This window comes from Sandarakinorhabdus oryzae, assembly GCF_009733735.1.
In the GTDB taxonomy this organism is placed as follows: domain Bacteria; phylum Pseudomonadota; class Alphaproteobacteria; order Sphingomonadales; family Sphingomonadaceae; genus Sandarakinorhabdus; species Sandarakinorhabdus oryzae.
The window spans coordinates 1-2,694 of sequence record NZ_WNJP01000262.1; the positions used below are offsets into that span (position 1 = coordinate 1).

Below are 2,694 nucleotides of genomic sequence, written 5' to 3' on the forward strand. Positions count from 1 at the left end.
TGGCGGATGGCCTGGTCGCAGCGGCGCAACTGGCCGCGCGAGGGCGGGCTGGCTTCAGCGGCCTCGCGGCACGGGCGGGCGATGGCTGGATCGGCCGGCACGTCCTGCGCGCTGGCGACACCGCTCAACAGCAGCGCAACAAGCAGCTGGCAGCGGCGCACCATGCCACCTGTCAGGCAATGATGTCCGGGATCAGCAGATCCTCGAGCATGGCAATCTCGTCCTTCAGCAGCAGCTTCTTCTTCTTGAAGCGCTGCAGCTGAATCATGTCGGGCATGGGCAGCATCCGCAAGGCATCAATCGCGGCATCAAGGTCGCGGTGATCCTGCTTCAGCACTTCGATGCGGGCGCGGATTTCCGCTTCGTCCACCGTGGAAGGCTCCCCTTTGTGCTGGCTGGCCTCAAGGCCGGCTGCCCTGCGTTAACGCCTGTTGCCGCCTGGCTGCAAGAGGGCCGCCACCGGCACGACGAAATCATGCCAAACCGGCGATGAATCGCCGCACGGGGCATGGACAGGCCCGGCAATCCATGATGCACTCATCCATCCCGCTGCCGCGCGATTCAGACCCGGCGCCGGGATGAAAAAGGGAGTGTGCCAATGGCCAATGCCCACCGGGACCAACTGCTGGCCCGTCATGCCAGGATTGATGCCAACCTTGCCGCCGAATTGAAGCGGCCCCTGCCGGACCCGACCACGCTGCGCCGGCTGAAACGCGAAAAACTGAAGCTGAAGGATGCGATCGTGCAGGGTAGCCAGCACCACTGATCGCCGATTTGCCGCCGCCCAGGGCGTCATGCCGGGGGCCGTGGCCTTTCATCACCGGGAAGCAACCGCCCAGGCAGCCACCGACTCTAATTCGTCGCGGCTCACCTTCTCGTCGCGCAAGTCTGTCGTGGGTCGCATGCCGTTCCGGCCAGCCGCTTACTCGTCGCGGCTCACCTTCTCGTCGCGCTCATGGCGCTCCTGGGCGTCGATGGTCATGGTGGCGATCGGGCGGGCTTCCAGGCGGGCCAGGCTGATCGGCTCGCCGGTCATTTCGCACCAGCCATAATCGCCGGTCTCGATGCGGCGCAGCGCGGCGTCGATCTTGGAGATGAGCTTGCGCTGGCGGTCACGGGTCCTGAGTTCAATGCCCCAGTCAGTCTCGCTGGCGGCGCGGTCGGTCAGATCGGGTTCGCGCAGCGGTTCCGCCTTCAGCGCCTCCAGCGTGCCTTCCGATTCTTTCAGGATTTCGTCTTTCCAGGCCAGCAGCTTCTTGCGGAAATAGGCCAGTTGGCGCGGGTTCATGAACTCTTCGTCCGCACTCGGACGGTAACCGGGGGGCAGATCGTCGCCGTGAGCAGGCACGATCAAGACGCCATCACTGTTATTGCCCGGACCGGAAAAGGCACCATTCGATTCGCTCTTCATACCACCACCCCATAGACGGGGCTGGCTGTCTGTCCCTTGCGGGCCAAACTCCAGACCCGAACCTCATCCTGCCAGACCCCTCCGGCCGGAGTTACTCCCTGGGCGCCCCATAAACCTCTGACGCGTCACCGGCAAGCGGTGATGCGGGCATGGGATCGCCGTCACGATATTTTCACATCGTGGGGATTCTGCGTGCGTCGGGTGGCAGCCCATGGCCGGCTGGTTCAGCCCTTCAGCCCGTCGATGCGGGCCTGGATGGCGGCCAATTGTTCTTTCAATTGCGCCACTTCATCGGCGCCGGGCGATTTTTCGGGTGGCTTTTCCGCCGGCCGTTCGGGCGCATGCCGGCCAGAGTCGCGCCGCAGGCCGCCGGTCATCATCTCGGTCGCCGCCTGGAACATGGCGAGGTTCTGGCGGGCCAGCTGCTCGAACGGCTTCATCGCGGCGGTGCGGAACATGGCCTGGTTTTCGGCAAAGGCCGCCATCGAGGCTTCGAGATAATGCGGCACCATCGATTGCATCGAGTCGCCATAAAGCGCGATGATCTGGCGCAGGAACGACGTGGGCAGCATGGTTTGGCCGCCGGCTTCGCCTTCCATGACGATCTGGGTGAGCACGCTGCGGGTGATGTCTTCCCCGGTGCGGGCATCAAACACCTGGAAATCGCGGCCATGCCGGGTCATTTCGGCCAGATGCTCCAGCGTGATGTAGCTGGAGGTTTCGGTATTGTAGAGGCGCCGGTTGGCGTATTTCTTGATGACGACCGGTGGCTGGCCGGATTTGCCGGCTTTCGCATCAGACGAGGTAGAGGCGTTGGCCATGGAGCGTCCCAATCAGAGGCAGACCATAACGCCTAGCAAATGGCATGCTGCGGTGCAATGCCGCAGCGCCGCGCGCGCGCATCCTGCGCGCCGACAGGCGCAAGGCCGGCCGGGCTGCGGGAACCCATCGAAGTATTACTTCGATGGGGCCCGCTGGCTGCTGGCCCGCAGGCCAGCAGAGCAGTTTCGACGGCGTGGCTCCGCCACGCTCTTCCTTGCTGCCTGCCCTTGGCACATCAGCGGACTCGGCGGCCCCGCCGCCGGCCGCACCCGTCCGCGCCTTCTCCGTCCCGCCTGTGCGTGCCCATCCCCATGACCCGCTCCCCCGGCCCGCATCCGCTCCCCATCTTCCTCGCCACACTGCAGGCGGCCTGCGCCGATGATCCCGCCCGTCTCGCCACGGCGCTGGCCGGCCTCGCCCGCTATCAGCAGGCCGCCCGCCCGGCGCCGCCGCCAAGGCGG

The 2,694-nt window shown here is 65.6% G+C and carries 4 protein-coding genes; 1 reads left to right on the forward strand and 3 read right to left on the reverse strand.

Translation table 11 applies throughout. The annotated features are described in order from the left end of the window. Positions 1–172: 172 nt before the first annotated feature. Positions 173–370, reverse strand: coding sequence for a YdcH family protein (locus GJ693_RS15285; protein WP_156257106.1), 198 nt, complete (start codon positions 368–370; stop codon positions 173–175). Between the two features lie 228 nt (positions 371–598). On the opposite strand from GJ693_RS15285, the gene GJ693_RS15290 reads away from it, so the two are divergent. Beyond that, a complete protein-coding gene (locus GJ693_RS15290; protein ID WP_156257107.1) occupies positions 599–766 on the forward strand; it encodes a YdcH family protein in 168 nt (55 codons plus the stop codon). A 156-nt stretch (positions 767–922) separates the two neighbouring features. On the opposite strand, the gene dksA is transcribed toward GJ693_RS15290, so the two are convergent. Beyond that, the gene (gene dksA, locus GJ693_RS15295; protein ID WP_235902976.1) at positions 923–1,411 is read right to left on the reverse strand and encodes an RNA polymerase-binding protein DksA; all 489 of its coding nucleotides are present in this window, start codon (positions 1,409–1,411) and stop codon (positions 923–925) included. A gap of 224 nt (positions 1,412–1,635) precedes the next feature. Then, positions 1,636–2,232 (reverse strand): polyhydroxyalkanoate synthesis repressor PhaR, encoded by a 597-nt coding sequence (gene phaR / locus GJ693_RS15300; RefSeq protein WP_156257108.1) that lies wholly within the window; start codon positions 2,230–2,232, stop codon positions 1,636–1,638. Between the last annotated feature and the right edge of the window lie 462 nt (positions 2,233–2,694).

Bases quoted from the DNA above. Each gene is read 5' to 3' on its own strand.
- GJ693_RS15290 (WP_156257107.1), top strand. From the start codon at position 599: ATGGCCAATGCCCACCGGGACCAACTGCTGGCCCGTCATGCCAGGATT.
- dksA (WP_235902976.1), bottom strand. From the start codon at position 1,411: ATGAAGAGCGAATCGAATGGTGCCTTTTCCGGTCCGGGCAATAACAGT.
- phaR (WP_156257108.1), bottom strand. From the start codon at position 2,232: ATGGCCAACGCCTCTACCTCGTCTGATGCGAAAGCCGGCAAATCCGGC.